Genomic DNA, 17,713 nt, shown 5'->3' with positions numbered 1-17,713 from the left:
TGAGTGCTAAAATGCAAGATTAATCATTGCCTATCCTTCCTTCGGGCACGGTGGCTATCTTGCAGATGATGATACGCAGCAAACACAGCACTGCTTCGAATACCGAGGCCGCTCCCATCATCTTCCCCGTGGTGGCGATCGGCGCTTCGGCCGGCGGGCTCGATCCCATCGTTGCTTTCCTGTCGAATGTGCCGCAGGAAAGCGGCATAGCCTACGTGGTGATCCAGCATCTCGATCCTACGCAAAAAGCCATGCTGCCTGAACTGCTGCAGCGGGCTACCAGCATTCCCGTGATGGAAATCACGCATCACAGGGAAATGCGGCCGAATCATATCTATGTGATACCGTCGAATGCGGACCTGACCCTGTTCAATGGCTGCTTTGTGCTCAGCGAACCGGTGCAGCTGCGCGGGCATCGCCTGCCGATCAATATCTTTTTCGAGAGCCTGGCAGCCGAAGTGGGCAAGCTGGCCGTGGGCGTCATTTTTTCCGGCATGGGCAGCGATGGCACGCGCGGCTTGCAGGCGATCAAGCGGGCAGGCGGCCTGACCCTGGCCCAGCATCCCGATGCGGCCAAGTTCGACATGATGCCGCAAAGCGCGATTAGCGCCGCCTTGGTGGATTTGATCGATTTTCCCGACAAGATGCCGGAAAAGATCATTGCCTACATGTTGCGCAGCAATTTCCTGCGCTCGCCGGGGAGTGGGGCTAACGGGCGGAATACGCTGCAGGAAATCGTCGCACTGCTATCTGAACATACGGGTAATAGTTTTACTGATTACAAGATCAATACAGTGCTGCGCCGCATCGAGCGGCGTATGAGTCTGCATCAAATGGGGGCGATGGAAGAATACGTGGTGTATTTGCGCAGCAACCCTGCAGAAATCGATTTGCTGTTCAAGGAATTGCTGATCGGCGTGACGAGTTTTTTCCGCGACCAGAAGGTATGGGAATATCTGAAAGCGGTGGCCTTGCCGCAATTGCTGGAAGCCCATCCAGACGGGCGTGCCTTCAAAGCCTGGATACCGGCCTGCTCCACGGGCGAGGAAGCGTATTCGCTGGCGATGGTGTTTCATGAAGTGGTGGCCGGCATCAATCCGCCTTCGAAATACAGCTTGCAGATTTTCGCCACCGACCTGTCGGGTGACGCGATCGATCGTGCGCGACAGGGCAGGTTTCCTGACACGATCAGCAGTGATGTCTCGGCGGAGCGCCTGGAGCGCTTTTTTATGGCCGGCAAGCGTGAGTACCACGTGAAAAAAGAGATACGCAATATGATTATTTTTGCCCAGCAAAATATCATTTCGGATCCGCCGTTTACCAAGCTCGATATTCTATGCTGCCGTAATCTGCTGATTTATCTGAACGCCAGGCTGCAGCAGCGGCTGATTCCCCTGTTTCATTACGCCTTGAACCGCGACGGTCTGTTATTGTTGGGCACCGCCGATACACCTGGCCATTTTTCCGAATTGTTTGCACCGCTGATCACGTCGAGCCGTCTGTACCGCCGGCTTGATAACCTGGCCCGTCAGCGCCTGCCTACGTATTTCCCCACCAAGGTATCATTGGTGTCGCCCCCCATACCCAGCGATACGAGAGAAGCTAGCATGCCTGGAAAAATACAATCCCATGTCGAGCAGTTATTGCTCCAAAAGTATTCACCGGCGGCGGCACTGCTGAACCAGGATGGGGACATCCTGTATATCAATGGCCGTACGGGCGCCTTCCTGGAGCCGGCGGCCGGCAAGGCCAACTGGAATATCCACGCGATGGCGCGCGAAGGCTTGCGTTATGAGCTGGCCGGCCTGATCAAGCAGGCCTTGCAAAGCGATGGCGTGGTGCGTCTGAGGGGGCTGGTCGTGAAAGACCATCTGGGCCAGTCGCTGGGCGTGGATGTGAGCGCCGAGGCGCTGAGCCAGCCCGAATCCTTGCGCGGCATGCTGTTCGTGACGTTTTCCAGCGCGCCGCTGGTGGCCGAGACGCGCCGTGGGCGGTCGCCCAATCCCAAGGTGCTGGAGCTGGAACAGCAGCTGGCGCAGGCGCGCAATGAAATCCAGGCCGTGCGCGACGAGATGCAGACTTCACGCGAAGAACTGAAATCGGCTAACGAGGAATTGCAATCGACCAATGAAGAGCTGCAATCGACGAACGAGGAACTGACTACCTCGAAGGAAGAGATGCAGTCGCTCAATGAAGAACTGTATACGGTGAACGCCGAGCTGCAATCGAAGGTCGATGATTTGTCGCTGGTCAATAGCGACATGAAAAACCTGCTCAACAGCACGGATATCGCCACCATTTTCCTTGATAGCGCCTTGCGCATCCGCCGTTTTACCGCGCCGGCCACGCAAATCTACAAGCTCATCGCGACGGATTTGCGTCGCCCTTTGAGCGATATCGTCAACGATCTCGATTATCCGGAACTGGAAAACGATGCGCTGGAAGTCATCCGCAGCCTGGTATTTTCCGAGAAACATGTATCAACCAAGACCGGGCGCTGGTACGACGTACGCATCATGCCGTACCGGACCATAGAAAATGTGATCGATGGCGTGATCGTGACCTTTATCAACATCACCGAGTCGAAGCTGCTGGAAGCCCAGCTGCGGCAGATGCAGTCCGATGTGGTGATGGGCGGAGAAGCGGGTGAGAGCGTGTCATGAACGACGCATTCGACAGCGGGATCAACTCCATGAAGTTGCGTGAGCAGGCCGAGCAATTGGCAGCGGAGCAACTGGTATCCGTGGCGTCATCGTTGTCGAGTGAAGAGATGATGCGCCAGCTGCATGAATTGCAGGTCAGCCAGATCGAACTGGAAATGCAGAATGTGGCATTGGCCGAACTGGAACAGCTGAAAAATGCCTTTGAGAGCAGCCGCGACCTTTATTCCCAGCTGTATGAGCAGGCGCCCGTCAGTTATTTCTCGCTGAACCGCGAAGGCGTGATCACGCGCGCCAACGTGGCCGCCTGCGGCTTGCTGCAGCGTGACAAGGAACAAATGCTGGCGCGGCCTTTCGAGCAATTCATCGCGCCCCAGGCGCAAGGCGCGTTCCGGCGTTTTCTCGACGCCGTTTTCGACAGTGGCGTGCGGCAAGTGCTGGAAGCGCCGTTGTTCCAGAATGCGCCTGTCGACGGTGGCGTGGTGCGCATCGAGGCCAATGTTGACCGGGCTACCGCCACCGCGCGCATGCTGGTGACGGACCTGGGCGACGGCCTGGCGCGCGACTCGGCCTTGCGGCGCGCCTTTGTCATCCTCGATACCATCCGCGAGGGGGTAATGGTGACTGATAGTGATAACCTGATCATCTCCGTCAACCCCGCCTTTACCACCATCACGGGCTACCTGGCCGAAGAAGCCATCGGCCGCAATCCGTCCTTCCTGGGCGGCGGCACCCATCCCCCCCAATTCTATGCATCGATGTGGCAGAGCCTGCGGCAGGAGGGCAGCTGGTTTGGCGAACTGGTCAACCGGCGCAAGAATGGCGAGCGCTTCGTCGAATCGCTGTCGATTACGCCGATGCGCACGTCCGATGGCGCGACCAGCCACTTCGTGGGCGTGTTTTCCGACATTACCGAGCGCAAGCTGGCCGAGGCGGCCGTACGCGAATTGCACCGTGAGCTCGACCAGCGCGTGATCGACCGTACCGCCGAGCTGGTGCGGGCCAACCAGCATTTGCAGCTGGAAGTCCACCAGCGCGAACAGGCGCAAGTGGCCCTGCGCGATGCGGAACGCTTTTTTCACTCCACCATCGATTCGCTGACGGACCGCGTGCTGGTGCTCGATGAGGCGGGCAAGATCGTGCATGCCAACCAGGCGTGCATGGCGTTTACCGGGCATGCCGCCAGGGAAGTGCAGTATCTGCAGTTTTGCGAGACGGATCCGCGCTGGCAACGCAAGTCGGGGCAGGAACTGGCCAGCGGCATCCGCGCCGTGATTGCCGGCCGCGCCGATATCTTTACGCTCGAATATGAATTTGCCACGCCCGCCGGCGCGCGCTGGTCGCAGGCCAGGGTCAGCCGTTTCCTGGGAGACGGGCCGCTGCGGGTGGTGGTGGCGCATACGGACATCACCGAGCGCAAGCTGATGGATGGCGCGCTGCGCCAGTCGCATGCCCAGCTGCGCCAGTTGGCGCTGCACCTGGAAACGGCCAAGGAAGACGAGCGCAAGCGCATTTCGCGCGACATCCACGATGAGCTGGGACAAAACCTGCTGGCTCTGCGCATCGATATTTCCATGCTCAGCGCACGCACGGAAGGCTCGCATCCGCGCCTGCACGGCCGCGTCGGCTCCGTGCTCAGCAATGTCGATACCACCATCAAGAGCGTGCGCGGCATCATGAATGAATTGCGCCCGATGGCGCTGGACCTGGGCTTGCAGGCCGCCATCGAATGGCAGGTGGGCGATTTCCGCAAGCGCAGCGGGATAAGCTGCCAGCTGCGCATCGGCGATGAAGCGCTGTTTGCGGCCATCGGCAGCCAGGTCGAAATCGTGCTGTTCCGCATCGTGCAGGAAGCGCTGAGCAACGTCATGCGCCACTCCCAGGCCAGCACCGTCGAGATCGAGCTCAGCTTTGATGCCTGGGCCATCCACCTGGTGATCAGCGACAATGGCGTCGGCATTACGCCGCAACAACAACGCAAGAGCCAGTGTTTCGGCCTGATCGGCATTGCCGAACGGGTCACGGCGTTGGGCGGGCAGTTCGTGATCGGTGCGCCGGCCTCGGGCAGCGGTTGTCGTCTGTCACTGCAAATACCCTTGCGGCCGCCAGCTTGAAAGCGCGCCTGAAAACAAGTTAATAATTGTCGTAGGAGAATTTTTTGCCTGCCTTCCAGCCGCCGGACAGGCTATACTTTCGCCTGCTTTTTATGGAGGGGCATATGTTGTTAAAAAAATTGGTATTACCTGTCGCCCTGATGGGCGCGTTCGCCAGCGCACACGCAGACGAAGGACAGTGGCAGCCGTACCAGCTGCCACAACTGAAATCCGAATTGAAGCGCGTGGGCATCGAAATCCCCGCCGAGAAACTGGCTGACCTGAGCAAACACCCGATGAGCGCCATCGTGTCGCTGGGCGGCTGCTCGGCGTCCTTCGTGTCCGATGCCGGCCTGGTGGTCACGAACCACCATTGCGCGTATGGCGCGATCCAGCGCAATTCCACGCCGGAACACAATTACATCACCAACGGCTTTTTGGCCAAGACCCGCGCCGAAGAGCTGCCGGGCGGCCCGAACAGCCTGGTCTACGTGACCGACAAGGTGGAAAACGTCAGCGACCGCGTGCTGAAAGGCTTGACGGCCGACATGACGGGCCGCGCCCGCCACGAAGCAGTGGAAAAGCGCATCAAGGATTTGATCGCCGAATGCGAGACGGACAAGATGTACCGCTGCTCGGTGCCCGCCTTCCACCGCGGCCTGGAATACTACCGCATCCGCCAGATGATGATACGCGACGTGCGCCTGGTGTACGCGCCATCGGACAAGATCGGCAACTTCGGCGGCGATATCGACAACTACGAATGGCCGCGCCACACGGGCGACTACTCGTTCCTGCGCGCCTACGTGGGCAAGGATGGCCGTCCGGCCGACCCCTCGCCGGACAACGTGCCGTACAAATCGAAAGACTTCCTGGTGGTCTCGGCGGAAGGCATCAAGGCCGGCGACGGCATCTTGCTGGCCGGCTACCCCGGCCGCACCAGCCGCTACAAGCTGCCGGCGGAAATCCGCGAAGCGCGCGATTCGGCCTTCCCCTTGAAAGTAGCTGAGCTGCAAGCCGACCTGGCCGTGATGGCTGACGCCACTGCCGGTGACGAAGCGGCCGCCGTGCGTTACGCCAGTGTGGTGAAAAGCATCAATAACGTGCTGAAGAAAACCCAGGGCTTGCTCGACGGTTTCGCCCGCAAGGACATCGCCGCCATCAAGGACGTGCAGGATGCCGAGTTCCGCGCCTGGTACGCCAAACAGCCGAATGTATCGAACACCATGCTGGCCGAGCTGGACGCGGCGATCGCCAACGACATGGCGCTCAGCGATGAAGAGTTCGCCTGGTCGGTGGCCACCAATAGCGACTTGCTGAAAAGCGCACGCACCCTGTACCGCCTGGCGCAAGAGCAGCAAAAGCCGGATGCGGAACGCGAGTCCGGCTACCAGCAGCGCGACCTGGCCTTCATCAAGGCCCGCCTGGCGCGCCTGGAACAGTCGTACGTCAACAAGGTCGACCAGGCGCGTTTTGAAGCGGGCCTGAAGCGTTACGCCCAGCTGGCGGCGAAGAGCCATCCGCAAGGCCTGGACGCGCTGCTGCCGGCGCCAACGGCTGTGGCGGCCCTGTACCAGCAGACGCAACTGGCCGACACGGCCAAGCGCCTGGCCTGGATGGGCAAGGATCAAGCTGCGTTGCAACAATCGGACGACGCCTTCCTCCAGCTGGCGGCCAAGCTGCAACCGGTGGCGCAAGCGCTGGAAGAGCGCCGCAAGGAAATCGACGGCAACCTGGAACGCGTGATTCCGCAATACATGCAAGCCGTGATCGCCTGGAAAAAGTCGCAAGGCAAACCAGTCTATCCTGACGCCAACTCGACCCTGCGCGTAACCTACGGCACCGTGGCGCCCTACTCGCCGCGCGACGGCATCACCAAGGGTCCATTCACGACCGTGGAAGGCATCGTCGAGAAAGTCACCGGCAAGGCCCCGTTCGAAGCGCCGCAAGCGCTGATCGACGCCGTCAAGGAAAAACGCTACGGCCAGTTCCGCGACCCGGTATTGGGCACCGTGCCCGTCAACTTCCTGACCAGCGCCGACACCACCGGCGGCAATTCCGGTTCGGCCGTGATGAACAAGCGTGGCGAACTGATCGGCCTGAACTTCGATTCGACCTATGAATCGATCACCAAGGACTGGTACTTCGACACGGCCATCACGCGCGCGATCCACCTGGACATCCGCTACATGCTGTGGGTCATGAAAGAAGTCGACCATGCGGATAACTTGCTCAAGGAAATGACGATCAAGTATCCGAAAGCTGCCACGGCGAAGAAGTAAGTTTCGACACTCAACAAGCCGCATCCGCCGCAGGGCCGATGCGGTTTTTTTGGGCTATGTCACCGTCATGTGTGGGAAATCTCCCAAGGTTGCCTTCAATAATGTTTCAGCGGACAGGATGCGCCTGGCGTCGAGTATCCAGCGCCAGCCCAGGTAATTGGGCAGAAAACGCGTCGCCACGCCATGAAAAATGCTCAGCCATCCCCGCAAGCGGCTGTGATACGCGTTGACGTTCTGCACGTGGGCAGCACCGCGTACGCGTATGCCAGCACGCAAATTGACGGCTTGATGGCTGATGCCGGTCTCTCTGGCAAAGGCAGCGTAGGCGGCATGACCATCAGTCACCAGCAAGATGTCCCGATCAATCACGGGCAACAGGCAATGCAGCAACTGCTTCTTCGTCAGTTGCACCTTGCCCGTGACGCAAGCAATGGTTTGTCCCGTGCGGTCGCGCGCCACCAGGATGCAGACCTGCTCGCTGGATATACCCCGTTGCCGGGCATGACCACCACGCCGGCGCGCCGGGCGTTGCAGATGACGTGCGCCTTTTTCCGACTCCAGCAGATACATTTCATCCGCCTCGGTGATGCCGTGCAGGCAGCGCGGACGGTCGGTTCTTGCCAGTGTCAGAAAGCGATGACGCCAGCGGAAACTGGTGTTGCGGTGTATGCCCAGTTGTTGCGCAGCCTTGCGTACCGAATTCGAGTTCAGCAGGCAATCGGCATAGTCCAGCCACAGGGATTTATGGCGCAGATGCGCCAGCGGCGTACCCGTCAGCGCATTGAAAGTCTTGCCGCACGGTACGCAACGATAGCGTTGCAAGTCGTTGGCGTGACCGTGCCGGTGTATATGTCGCGAGCGACATGCCGGGCAACACAGCCGAGACTGGGCCGTGCGCTCGATCAATGCGCTGGCTGCTTGTTTGCGCTGGGTGCCGTTCAATAGCGCTATGCTGTCCAGGCGTTGGCGCCAGGACAGTGCCGCAAACTGCGTGATGAATGCCTGCCAGTGCGCCTGTTGCATGACGCTCTCCCTGTTTACCTGGTCTGATCAGTCAGACCTTAGCCTTGCAGAGAGGTTCCCCTAGTTAACGAGAACAGAGCCTTTTTTTGCGCATGGCCAACTAGTTTGAGTTCTCTCAATATGCCAGCCTCCACCATGGTTAGCATGGTCTAGCGAAACAAATCCGAAGGAGGCAATATGGGCGATGGCGAGCTGGGAGGCGATCTTGCGCGGCTTTTCGCAAGCGGCAAACAAGTCCAGGAAAGCCGCTTGCTGCGCATGGATTTTCCGCGCGGCGATGGTCCGCCCGATACCGCGCTGCTGGTCAACAGCTTGCGGGCACACGAAGAAATGTCACGCGACTTCCGTTTCGAGGTCGAACTGCTGTCCGACAATCTCTACCTTCCCCTGACCGCCATGATGGGGCGCATGGTCACGATTTCGATGGTGCGCGATGACGCCAGCTTGCGCTATTTTAATGGTTATGTCGGCGAATTTCGCTTGTTGCGCAGCGATGGCGGTTTCGCGGTCTACCAGATGGTGCTGCAACCCTGGCTGGCGTTTGCCAGGCTGCGCATGGACAACGTCTCGTTTCACGAACGTAACGTCATCGATATCAGCGAAACGACCTTCGCGCATTATGTGCAGCGCGACTGGCAAAACCGGCTGCATGAGGAAGTCGCGATATTAAGCTGCGCCAACCAGCATAATGAAACCGATTACAGCCATCTGCACCGGCGCTGGGAAGACCAGGGCATCCACTATTGGTATGAACATCGCGCCGACGGACATACGCTTTGTCTGGGCGACAATACCTGGCTGTGCGACAGCATCGACCCAGGCGACCCCCATGCCGGCGAAGACGACGAGATGGTGTTTCGCAGCGATGCGGGATCGCAGGAAGGCGACGGCATACGCGATTGGCAGGCCATACGGAAGATCGTCTCAGGCTCGCTCACGCTGGCCAGCTTCAACTACAAGCATCCTTACGCCAGCCGCGCCAGCGGCCATGCACTGCACCAGCAGGGCGATGTGTTTGCCCATGAACTGTATCAAAACACCGGCTATGGCTACGCCGGCATGGATGGCGGCGAAGCGCTGGCGCAACGCCGCCTGGAGGAGCATAACGGCCAGGCACAATACTTCGACGCTGGCGGCAATCACCGCTGCGCCCAGGCCGGGCGCAGTTTCACGCTGGGCGGCCACTTCAGCGGCACGCAGTCCATGCCGGCCAAAGGTGAAGCGGCGCGCCCTGACATCCGCTCGCGCGAATACCTGATCCTGTCGGTCGATCATGTCGCCAGCAACAATTACCAGGCAGGCACGGGCGCGAAGTCGCATTATGAAAACCGTTTTAGCTGCATCCGCAAGAGTATCCGCTGGTATCCGGGGCGGCAGTTCAACAGCACGCCTTGTGCGGCGCCCGGCGTGCAGACCGCGATTGTCACCGGGCCGGCAGGCGAAACCATCCATACCGACGCGCTGGGCCGGGTGAAGGTGCAATTTCACTGGGACCGGCTGGGCAAGTTCGACGCGGGCAGTTCGCCATGGATCAGGGTCATGACGCCATGGGCGGGCCACGCGTTCGGCCAGATCGCGTTGCCGCGCATCGGCCAGGAAGTGCTGATCCAGTTTCTCGACGGCAATATCGACCGTCCCGTGATTGTCGGCGCGGTGTACAACGGCAACCATGCGCCGCCGTGGAATTTGCCGGCGCAACGCGTGCTGGGCGGCTGGCGCAGCGCCGAGCTGATGCCTGGCGGCGGCTATGGCGTGCGCGGCAACCAGTTGGTACTGGACGATACGCACCAGCGCATCCAGGCACAGCTGAACAGCGATCATCAGCATAGCCAATTGTCGCTGGGCTGCATCAGCCGCATCGAAGACGCCAGCGGGCGCAAGGATGCGCGTGGCGAGGGCTGGGAACTGGCGTCGGACGCCTGGGGCGTGGCGCGCGCCGGGCGCGGCATGTTGCTGACCACCGAAGCGCGCCCGGGCACCGCCTCGCATATCAAGAGCATGGATGAAACCTTGCGCCGGTTGGCCGAGGCTGCTGAACGGCACAAGGTGCTTGCCGCCCTGGCACAGCATCATGGCGCGCAAGAAAGCGCAGCCCAGCAGGGCGCCGCCGCCGATGTGTTGCAAGCCCAGTATGCGGCGATCAAGGGCGCCGCTGGTGGTGGCGAAAACGTGTTTCCGGAACTGTCAAAGCCGCATCTGGTGCTAGCCAGCCCGGCCGGCATCGAAACGACGACCGCGCAATCGACGCATATCGCCAGCGCCGAGGATACCGCCTTGACCGCCGGGCGCAACCTCTCGCTGGCGGCCAGTGGCGGCCTGTTCGCCAGCATAGGCGTAGCGTTCCGCCTGTTCGTCCACAAGGCCGGCATGAAACTGATCGCCGCAGCTGGCCCGGTGCAGATCGCGGCGCAAACCGATGCGGTCGAGATCGTCGCCAATAAAGTGCTGGAGCTGATCAGCCAGGCCGACTGGGTGCATATTCGCGGCCGCAAAGGCGTGCGCCTGCATGGCGCCGATTGCATGCTTGAAATTAGCGACAAGGTGCAGTTTTTTACCGCGTCGCCAACGTTGTTTCATGGAAACCTCGAAACACTGGCGCCGAAAAACCGGCCGCAACCGGAGATGGAACCGCCCATCGCACCGCTGCAAGGGCAATTGCAGCATACCATCCAGGCCCACGCGGACGGCGGTCAGTATGCCAACGTGCCGTACACGCTGTACAAGGGCGATGTGGAAGTCGAACAAGGCTTGACCGATGACTTCGGCCGCATCCTGATCGAGCATCAGGACGGCACGCCGCGTTATCGGATCGTCCTTGGCAATGGGGAAGAGTTTTCATTGCAGGCGAGCGCGCGCTTCGATCCGGGCGCGGCGCCGGGCAGCGAACAGACGCTGTCGAACCGCGGTTTGCGCGCGTTCGACGATACCAGCGATGGCCGCTGGGTTCAATGATGCACGACACTGACTGGAGAGCACCATGCCGGAATCGAGCGGGCGCATCGAAACCACCCACATCGACGAAGTCGGCCGCAGCGCGACCAGTTCGCTCCAGTGGCTGCTGGAAAACCGCAACCTGAAGGGCAAGGCCACTCATCCAATTACGCATAACAACAAGCTGACACTGTTCATTTGCGGACAGGAAGGATTCGCCGATATCGCGGGCGAGATCGCCAGGGCCGAAAAGTCCATCGACCTGTGCTGCTGGGGTTTCGATCCAGGGATGGAACTGGTGCGTGGCAACAGCGCCACCTGGCCGCGTGGCGAAACTTTTGGCGACTTGCTGATCGCCGCCGCACGGCGTCACGTCAGGGTGCGCCTGCTGGTCTGGTACGACAGGATCGGCTCGCCGATAGCGCGCACCATGCCAGGCTATTCGCACGGCGCCTCGTCATGGAGAAGCGATGGGCCGCGCCTTGATGGCATCAGCGCCAAAGCCAGCCTGGCGATGTTGCACGATGCGGTCAAAAACAAGAAACATATTTTAGGCAACGGTTATTGGGGTGAGTACGTCCGGCCCGAGTATATGCCGATGATGGCGCGCCAAGAATATTGTTACAGCTGGTATGTGGCCGCGTTCAGGGGCATGTTTGGCGGCCTGGAGATACGCTTGCGGCACGGCGACAGCGCGGCGATCAGCAAGAGTATCGCGACCGAAATAAACCGGCCGCATGGCCTGACGAAGGGGGAAATCGAAAAGCCCGGCATGCAATACCTGGGCACGCACCACCAGAAGCCGGTCCTGATCGATTTCGATCACCAGGAAGGGGCCAAGGCCGTCGGTTATGTGATGGGCCTGAACTCGGTGACCGATTATTGGGACACGACGGCCCATCTGCTCGACGACACGCTGCGCGAACAGGGCGGCGTCAACGAGCGGCGCGAATGCTTGCAGGGTATGGCTGCGGACGGCGGGTTCGCCACGCTGAAGCCCTATCAGGATTACGCCTGCCGCATCGACGGCGGCAAGGCGCTCATCGCGCTCCATAACAATTTCGTGAAGGCATGGGATCGCGCGGCCGGCGACCGCACGCATGCGGCCGCCAATGCCAGCGTGAGCCGGGAGTTGCCACGGGGCAGCCCACCGGCGCGGCTGTTGCGCGAGGCTAGCCCAGGCGACTCCACCGTGCAAATCGTCCTGACGCAGCCCGAGGAACAAGACAAGACCATCCGGGAAAGCTATTTTCGCGCCGTGACCCAGGCCAGCCTGGCGGCCGGCTACCTGTACGTGGAAAACCAGTATTTCCAGTATGAAGAATGGGCCCAGCACTTGCTGGCCGAGCGTAAAAAAGTCGTTGCCGCCTGGAAGGCCGGCAGTGCCAAGGCAGGCAAGACCATGCGTGATATGCCGGTCATGCACGTGTTTATCGTCATCCCGGTCCCCGAGCGGGCGCAGATGGTGCCGCGCACCCACGATACGCTGGCGGCGCTGGGGCAGCACGATGGCATGACGGGGCAAAACGAGATGATCGACGACTACAACAAACGACCGAAAACCCAGCGTGTCAGGGCGGGATTCGGCATTTCCGCCGAGGTGGCAGTCAAGTTGCCCGACGTGGTGCAGCACGCCAACGGTATCAACAAACCCGGCGCGATGACGCTCGAGAGCGACTTCGGGCTGAAAGTGTCGGTGGCGATGCTCAATGTGAGCGCGTTTGACCAAGGCCGCTGGCGCTACCGTGAAATTTATATCCATTCCAAATTGATGCTGGTCGACGACGTGTTCATGACACTAGGCAGCGCCAACCTGAACCAGCGCAGCATGGCCGTCGACAGCGAAATCAATATCGCTACCGTCGACTGTCGCGTAGCCCGGGACTTGCGCAAGCGGGTATGGCGCATGCATAGCGGCGGGCTGGTCGATGGCGGGGGAGGGACGAAGGCGGAGATTGTGTCGGCGTTCGGGAAATGGGTTGAATTGATGGGAGAAAATCGCGGTAAGAAAAAATCTGATTCTGCAAGTGCGAACCACAAGAAAATGACCGGATTCTTGCTTCCCTTAGAAGATGGCCGTAGTTCAACGTTACGTTTGGGTTGAGCATGAAAAAGTATAAAAAATTCTCCCTTCCCCTGTCATTTTTTATCTTGGCAGTATTCCTGAATATTTCTTTAATCGCCTGCAAAATGCCTAACGACAAAGTTCTTCCACGTAACCAAAGCCTGCCACTTTTCAATCCCCATGTCGCGGATTTTATCTGTGAAACCGAGGCGAGCAAGGTGCCGCCCATCGATGCGCAAGCCGAAGATTGGTTTCTTGAAGCGCGCGCCCTGGAAGATCCTGAAATTTTCGTGGAAGACCGCGACTACAAAAAAATCGTCGATCTGACGCGTCAAGCAGCGGAGCGATTGCACTGGAAGGCGATGCTCAATCTTGCAAGCCTGTATGTGGAAGGGCGCGATCCTTTGTATGGTGAAGAAGAAGCGGTTCTATTGGTGGAAAAGGCGATGCTGCTCGGCATACCGGCGGCTTATGACCGGATGGGGACGTATTATGCGAATGGCACGGGCGTCAATGGCGATAGCACTCGCGCTTATGCCTTCTGGCAAAAGGCGGCGCAGATGGGAAATCCGCAAGCGATGGATTTTTTGTCAGATAAACTGAATGTGGGGCCTGCAAATGAAGGCGCAGGGTATTGGGCTAATATTCCTGTCGCAATAAAAATGATGGAGTGTGCATTTTCCCAAGGGTACGGACCGGTTGCATATAATTTATCTTATATGTATGCCTCCCCGAGAATGATTACAGGGAGAGTTAGCGGGCCGCGTACGCCAGAAACTAAAGCACTTGCTCTTAAAGTGCTACATGAGGGAGTAGCATTCGGCTGTGGAAAATGCGCAAACAAACTCAAGATTGAATTCGGAGATCCATTTGATCTTGCAAACATGGTGGTTCCGTATATTGATAAAGCACGGGCGGAACGTTATGGCGTACTTAGTCGTGAACTGGGATTCAATCCCAATGCACGCTTTCCTAATCTGGACAAGGTCTTGCCGCTGCCCCCTGCTGACCTGCCACCCTGGAATGGCGACAGGGATACCCTGCTGCATGCCGCCATGGGCGTCCGCCCACCACTCGCCATCCCGAAGCCAAGCGCCGCGTCGCTGTTACAAGAACCGTATTTCCTGCCCGCCGACTATGCTTTGCGTCCTGCCGGCTTGCACAGCGACGCGCCGGCCGCGCTATTTTCGGCATACTGGCAACCTGCCGCCGGGCAGGGTTTGACGGAGCCGGCCCGGCTATTGCGCAAAGGCGTAGCGTTCCGCCATTTCAGCGTGCTCGATGCCGCTGGCAATAGCCGATATGGCCCCGTGACGTGGGAGCAGTGCCTGACGATACGGCACAACCATGGGGCAGTGGAGCCGCGCGCGGTGCACGGCTTGCTGCGCGAGGTGGCGCGGCCCGAGCCATGGTTGAGCTGCACTGGCGGCGAGGACTGTCCTGTCAGCGGCGTCTGGCAGCCGTGGGTAGCGGCCGACCATCCGTTGCAGGCGATTGTCAATCAATACTGGCGCCAGGCGTGGCTGACCCAGGGCGCGCCGTTCCCGCGACCGCGCCGCGACTGGCTGCTGGATTTGCCAGAGGACGAGGTGACATGGCATTTGATGGATGACTCCATTCCTGATCTTGTATAACGCAATGCCGCAGCGATGGAGGACGCAATGGAGAGGAATCAATCCAGAATGGCTGCCACCAGACGGCGTCTCACGTCGCTGATCTTCTTGTGCTGCATTTCTTTGCTTGCCTGCAAAATACCAGACGACAAAGTCCTGCCACGCAACCAAAGCCTGCCCCTTTTCAATCCCCATGTCGCGGATTTTATCTGTGAAACCGAGGCAAGCAAGGTGCCGCCCATCGATGCGCAAGCCGAGGACTGGTTTCTTGAAGCACGCGCCCTGGAAGATCCTGAAATTTTCGTGGAAGACCGCGACTACAAAAAAATCGTCGATCTGACCCGTCAAGCGGCAGAGCGATTGCACTGGAAGGCGATGCTCAATCTGGCCAGCCTGTATGTGGAAGGGCGCGACCCTTTGTATGGTGAGGAAGAGGCGGTGCTGTTGGTGGAAAAGGCGATGCGGCTCGGGATACCTGCGGCATATGACAGGATGGGAACGTATTACGCGAATGGCACGGGCGTCAACGGTGATAGCACTCGCGCTTATGCATTCTGGCAAAAGGCGGCGCAGATGGGAAATCCGCAAGCGATGGATTTTTTGTCAGATAAACTAAATGTGGGGCCTGCAAATGAAGGCGCAGGGTATTGGGCTAATATTCCTATCGCAATAAAAATGATGGAATGTGCATTTTCCCAAGGGTACGGACCGGTTGCATATAATCTATCTTATATGTATGCCTCCCCGAGAATGACTACAGGGAGAGTTAGCGGGCCGCGTACGCCAGAAACTAAAGCACTTGCTCTTAAAGTGCTACATGGCGGAGTAGCATTCGGCTGTGGAAAATGCGCAAACAAACTGGAGATTGAATTCGGCGATCCATTTGATCTTGCAAACATGCTGGTTCCGTATATTGATAAAGCGCGGGCGGAACGCTATGGAGTACTAAATCGTGAACTGGGATTCAATCCCAATGCACGCTTTCCTAATCTGGACAAGGTCTTGCCGCTGCCCCCTGCTGACCTGCCACCCTGGAATGGCGACAGGGATACCCTGCTGCGTGCCGCCCTGGGCGTCCGCCCACCGCCCGCCATCCCGAATCCAGGCACTATATCTCAAGGGAATATGCAGAGGATTCAGGACAGCGGTGCAGGCGTCAGTGCTTCCACCGGCAATTGAAAAAACCGTGGCAGCAGTGCAGGCGACAATTCATTGCCGCCGTCGGCCATGGCCAGGCGGCCGCTCAACAGCAGCATTACGTAGCCATGGCCCAGCGACCAGCCGGCGCTGGCGGCGGCCCGTTCCCAGCGCGGGTCGACGCCCGCTTCGCGCACGGCTGCGCCCGCCGTCTGCAGCACGTAGTCAAAGCAAGCCAATGCCGCCTCTTGCAGGGCAGGGTAGGGGCGCACGTCCTGGTGTTCGAACATCAAGCGGTAATGGGCGGGCGCGGCCAGGGCGAATTCGATGTAGAGCTGGCCCAGCAATTGAAAGCGCTGTTCGGCCGGCAGGCTGCCTGGCGGCGGCAATTGCTGGTCCCATTTGGCGATCATGGCGGCAAAGCCGGCGGCGGCGACTTCCGCCAGCAAGGCTTCCTTGCTGGGAAAATGGCGGTAGACGGCGGCGATCGATACGCCTACGGTGCGCGCCAGTTCGCGCAGCGAGATGGCCGCATCGTTCTGTTGCGCCAGTTGTGCAATGGCGGCCGCGATCAGGGTGTCGCGCAGGTTGCCATGGTGATAGTGTACTGTCATTTAATGTTATCGGTGTTCACATTGTGCTGTATGATCACCATGTTATCACTGAAAACATGAGGATTCCATGCAAGCGATGAACCCTGGCGTACGCGCCGTGGCGATGCCGCCAGAGAGCAGCATCGCGCACCTGTATGCGGGCAGCAACCTGGCCGACGCGTATGCTGTGAACTTGCCGCATCAGCAGGCGAACCAGATGCCGATGGACAGCCTGGGGCGCCATGTGCTGGGCAGCCAGCCGGCCTGGGCGCAGTCCCTGATGAGGGTGCGCGACGCCATCGTCAAGCCCTTCGGCATCAAGACTGCCACGCAGCTGGCGAGCAGCGAGGGCGGCCGTATCGGCATCTTCCGTATTTATGCTGTCACCGACGATGAAATCATTGTGGGTGAAGATGACAGCCACCTCGATTTTCGATTGTCCCTGCTGCGTAACCGCCAGGCTGGGCCGCATGGCAGTATCACGATGTCGAGCGTCGTACATTGCCATAACAAGGTGGGCCGCGCTTATATCGTGCTGATCAAGCCGTTTCACAAGCTGATCGTGCAGCGTTCGCTGGCGCGCGCGGTGAAGGGCGGTTTTATCTGAGCTAGCGGGCATGCAATCTTGCTTATTCAAGCCCGGTATTGCATACTGCACCACCAGCCTCATCCCGCGCGCCCTGCCGCCCTTTTTCCGATCTCATGAACGACTCGCTCCTCCTGCTGGGTTTTACTACCACGCCGCTAGAATTGATTTCCTTTGTCCTGGCGATCGCCACCGTTGGACTCAATATCCGCCAGAATCACTGGGCCTGGCTGTTGGGGATTATTTCCTCGGGCGCTTACGGCTTTGTCTTTTTCGATTCGCGTTTGTATGGCGACATGGTCTTGCAACTGGTGTTTATCAGCGTTTCGTTCTGGGGCTGGTACCAATGGCTGCACCCGGACAATGGCGCACCCGTGCTGCCCGTCACCGTGCTGACATGGCGCGGCTGGCTGGCCAGCATCGTCGCCTGGGCCATCGGCTTTGCGCTGATCGCCTGGCTGCTGACCTCGACCGACACGGACGTGCCCAATGCCGATGGTTTCCTGACGGCCGGCAGCCTGGTGGGGCAATTCCTGCTGTCGCGCAAGAAGCTGGGAAACTGGATCGTCTGGATCGTGGTCGATATCCTGTACGTGGCCCTGTACCTCCATAAGGGCTTGCCGCTGACGGCCGTGCTGTATGGCATTTTTGTGCTGATGGCGGCGGCCGGCTGGCGGGCCTGGAAAAATTCTGCGCCGGCCGCGCCCGACGCGATGGTCTTGAAGTGAGC

At 59.5% G+C, this 17,713-nt stretch carries 11 protein-coding genes; 9 read left to right on the top strand and 2 right to left on the bottom strand.

Annotation, left to right across the window (positions count from 1 at the left end; translation table 11 throughout):
• Positions 1 to 26 precede the first annotated feature (26 nt).
• The 3 genes from ACL9RI_RS09045 to ACL9RI_RS09035 all read left to right on the top strand — a co-directional run bounded on the left by ACL9RI_RS09045 (position 27) and on the right by ACL9RI_RS09035 (position 7,035).
• Positions 27 to 2,663 (top strand): chemotaxis protein CheB, encoded by a 2,637-nt coding sequence (locus ACL9RI_RS09045; RefSeq protein ID WP_422726250.1) that lies wholly within the window; start codon positions 27 to 29, stop codon positions 2,661 to 2,663.
• A complete protein-coding gene (locus ACL9RI_RS09040; protein WP_422726249.1) occupies positions 2,660 to 4,774 on the top strand; it encodes a PAS domain S-box protein in 2,115 nt (704 codons plus the stop codon). The genes ACL9RI_RS09045 and ACL9RI_RS09040 overlap by 4 nt, the downstream gene beginning before the upstream one ends.
• A gap of 107 nt (positions 4,775 to 4,881) precedes the next feature.
• Complete coding sequence (locus tag ACL9RI_RS09035) at positions 4,882 to 7,035, top strand: S46 family peptidase (RefSeq protein WP_422726523.1); 2,154 nt, start codon at positions 4,882 to 4,884, stop codon at positions 7,033 to 7,035.
• Between the two features lie 54 nt (positions 7,036 to 7,089).
• Here ACL9RI_RS09035 and ACL9RI_RS09030 read toward each other — a convergent pair whose 3' ends face one another.
• On the bottom strand, positions 7,090 to 8,058 hold the full coding sequence (locus tag ACL9RI_RS09030) for an IS1595 family transposase (RefSeq protein ID WP_422726248.1): 969 nt from the start codon (positions 8,056 to 8,058) through the stop codon (positions 7,090 to 7,092).
• Positions 8,059 to 8,316: 258 nt separating this feature from the next.
• On the opposite strand from ACL9RI_RS09030, the gene ACL9RI_RS09025 reads away from it, so the two are divergent.
• The 4 genes from ACL9RI_RS09025 to ACL9RI_RS09010 are packed head-to-tail and all read left to right on the top strand — an operon-like array spanning position 8,317 to position 15,846.
• Positions 8,317 to 11,010: a type VI secretion system Vgr family protein gene (locus tag ACL9RI_RS09025; protein WP_422726522.1), complete on the top strand. Its 2,694-nt coding sequence runs from the start codon at positions 8,317 to 8,319 to the stop codon at positions 11,008 to 11,010.
• Positions 11,011 to 11,035: 25 nt separating this feature from the next.
• On the top strand, positions 11,036 to 13,093 hold the full coding sequence (locus tag ACL9RI_RS09020) for a phospholipase D-like domain-containing protein (protein ID WP_422726247.1): 2,058 nt from the start codon (positions 11,036 to 11,038) through the stop codon (positions 13,091 to 13,093).
• A gap of 2 nt (positions 13,094 to 13,095) precedes the next feature.
• Positions 13,096 to 14,688, top strand: coding sequence for a tetratricopeptide repeat protein (locus tag ACL9RI_RS09015; protein ID WP_422726246.1), 1,593 nt, complete (start codon positions 13,096 to 13,098; stop codon positions 14,686 to 14,688).
• A 48-nt stretch (positions 14,689 to 14,736) separates the two neighbouring features.
• Positions 14,737 to 15,846 (top strand): tetratricopeptide repeat protein, encoded by a 1,110-nt coding sequence (locus ACL9RI_RS09010; RefSeq protein WP_422726245.1) that lies wholly within the window; start codon positions 14,737 to 14,739, stop codon positions 15,844 to 15,846.
• On the opposite strand, the gene ACL9RI_RS09005 is transcribed toward ACL9RI_RS09010, so the two are convergent.
• Positions 15,804 to 16,418 (bottom strand): TetR/AcrR family transcriptional regulator, encoded by a 615-nt coding sequence (locus tag ACL9RI_RS09005; RefSeq protein ID WP_422726244.1) that lies wholly within the window; start codon positions 16,416 to 16,418, stop codon positions 15,804 to 15,806. The two genes, ACL9RI_RS09010 and ACL9RI_RS09005, sit on opposite strands and share 43 nt — an antisense overlap.
• A gap of 67 nt (positions 16,419 to 16,485) precedes the next feature.
• On the opposite strand from ACL9RI_RS09005, the gene ACL9RI_RS09000 reads away from it, so the two are divergent.
• A complete protein-coding gene (locus tag ACL9RI_RS09000; protein ID WP_422726243.1) occupies positions 16,486 to 17,004 on the top strand; it encodes a DUF2867 domain-containing protein in 519 nt (172 codons plus the stop codon).
• Between the two features lie 95 nt (positions 17,005 to 17,099).
• Entirely contained in the window at positions 17,100 to 17,711 is a 612-nt protein-coding gene (pnuC, locus tag ACL9RI_RS08995) for a nicotinamide riboside transporter PnuC (RefSeq protein ID WP_422726242.1), read from the top strand.
• Positions 17,712 to 17,713 lie beyond the last annotated feature (2 nt).

The sequence above is a fragment of the Janthinobacterium sp. Mn2066 genome (genome assembly GCF_049319705.1).
Taxonomy (GTDB): Bacteria; Pseudomonadota; Gammaproteobacteria; order Burkholderiales; family Burkholderiaceae_D; genus Janthinobacterium.
The sequence above is the reverse complement of the archived record's forward strand: the minus strand, read 5'-3'. Positions and strand labels throughout refer to the sequence as shown.

Bases quoted from the DNA above. Each gene is read 5' to 3' on its own strand.
- ACL9RI_RS09040 (WP_422726249.1), top strand. From the start codon at position 2,660: ATGAACGACGCATTCGACAGCGGGATCAACTCCATGAAGTTGCGTGAG.
- ACL9RI_RS09030 (WP_422726248.1), bottom strand. From the start codon at position 8,058: ATGCAACAGGCGCACTGGCAGGCATTCATCACGCAGTTTGCGGCACTG.
- ACL9RI_RS09025 (WP_422726522.1), top strand. From the start codon at position 8,317: ATGGATTTTCCGCGCGGCGATGGTCCGCCCGATACCGCGCTGCTGGTC.
- ACL9RI_RS09020 (WP_422726247.1), top strand. From the start codon at position 11,036: ATGCCGGAATCGAGCGGGCGCATCGAAACCACCCACATCGACGAAGTC.
- ACL9RI_RS09015 (WP_422726246.1), top strand. From the start codon at position 13,096: ATGAAAAAGTATAAAAAATTCTCCCTTCCCCTGTCATTTTTTATCTTG.
- ACL9RI_RS09010 (WP_422726245.1), top strand. From the start codon at position 14,737: ATGGCTGCCACCAGACGGCGTCTCACGTCGCTGATCTTCTTGTGCTGC.
- ACL9RI_RS09005 (WP_422726244.1), bottom strand. From the start codon at position 16,418: ATGACAGTACACTATCACCATGGCAACCTGCGCGACACCCTGATCGCG.
- ACL9RI_RS09000 (WP_422726243.1), top strand. From the start codon at position 16,486: ATGCAAGCGATGAACCCTGGCGTACGCGCCGTGGCGATGCCGCCAGAG.
- pnuC (WP_422726242.1), top strand. From the start codon at position 17,100: ATGAACGACTCGCTCCTCCTGCTGGGTTTTACTACCACGCCGCTAGAA.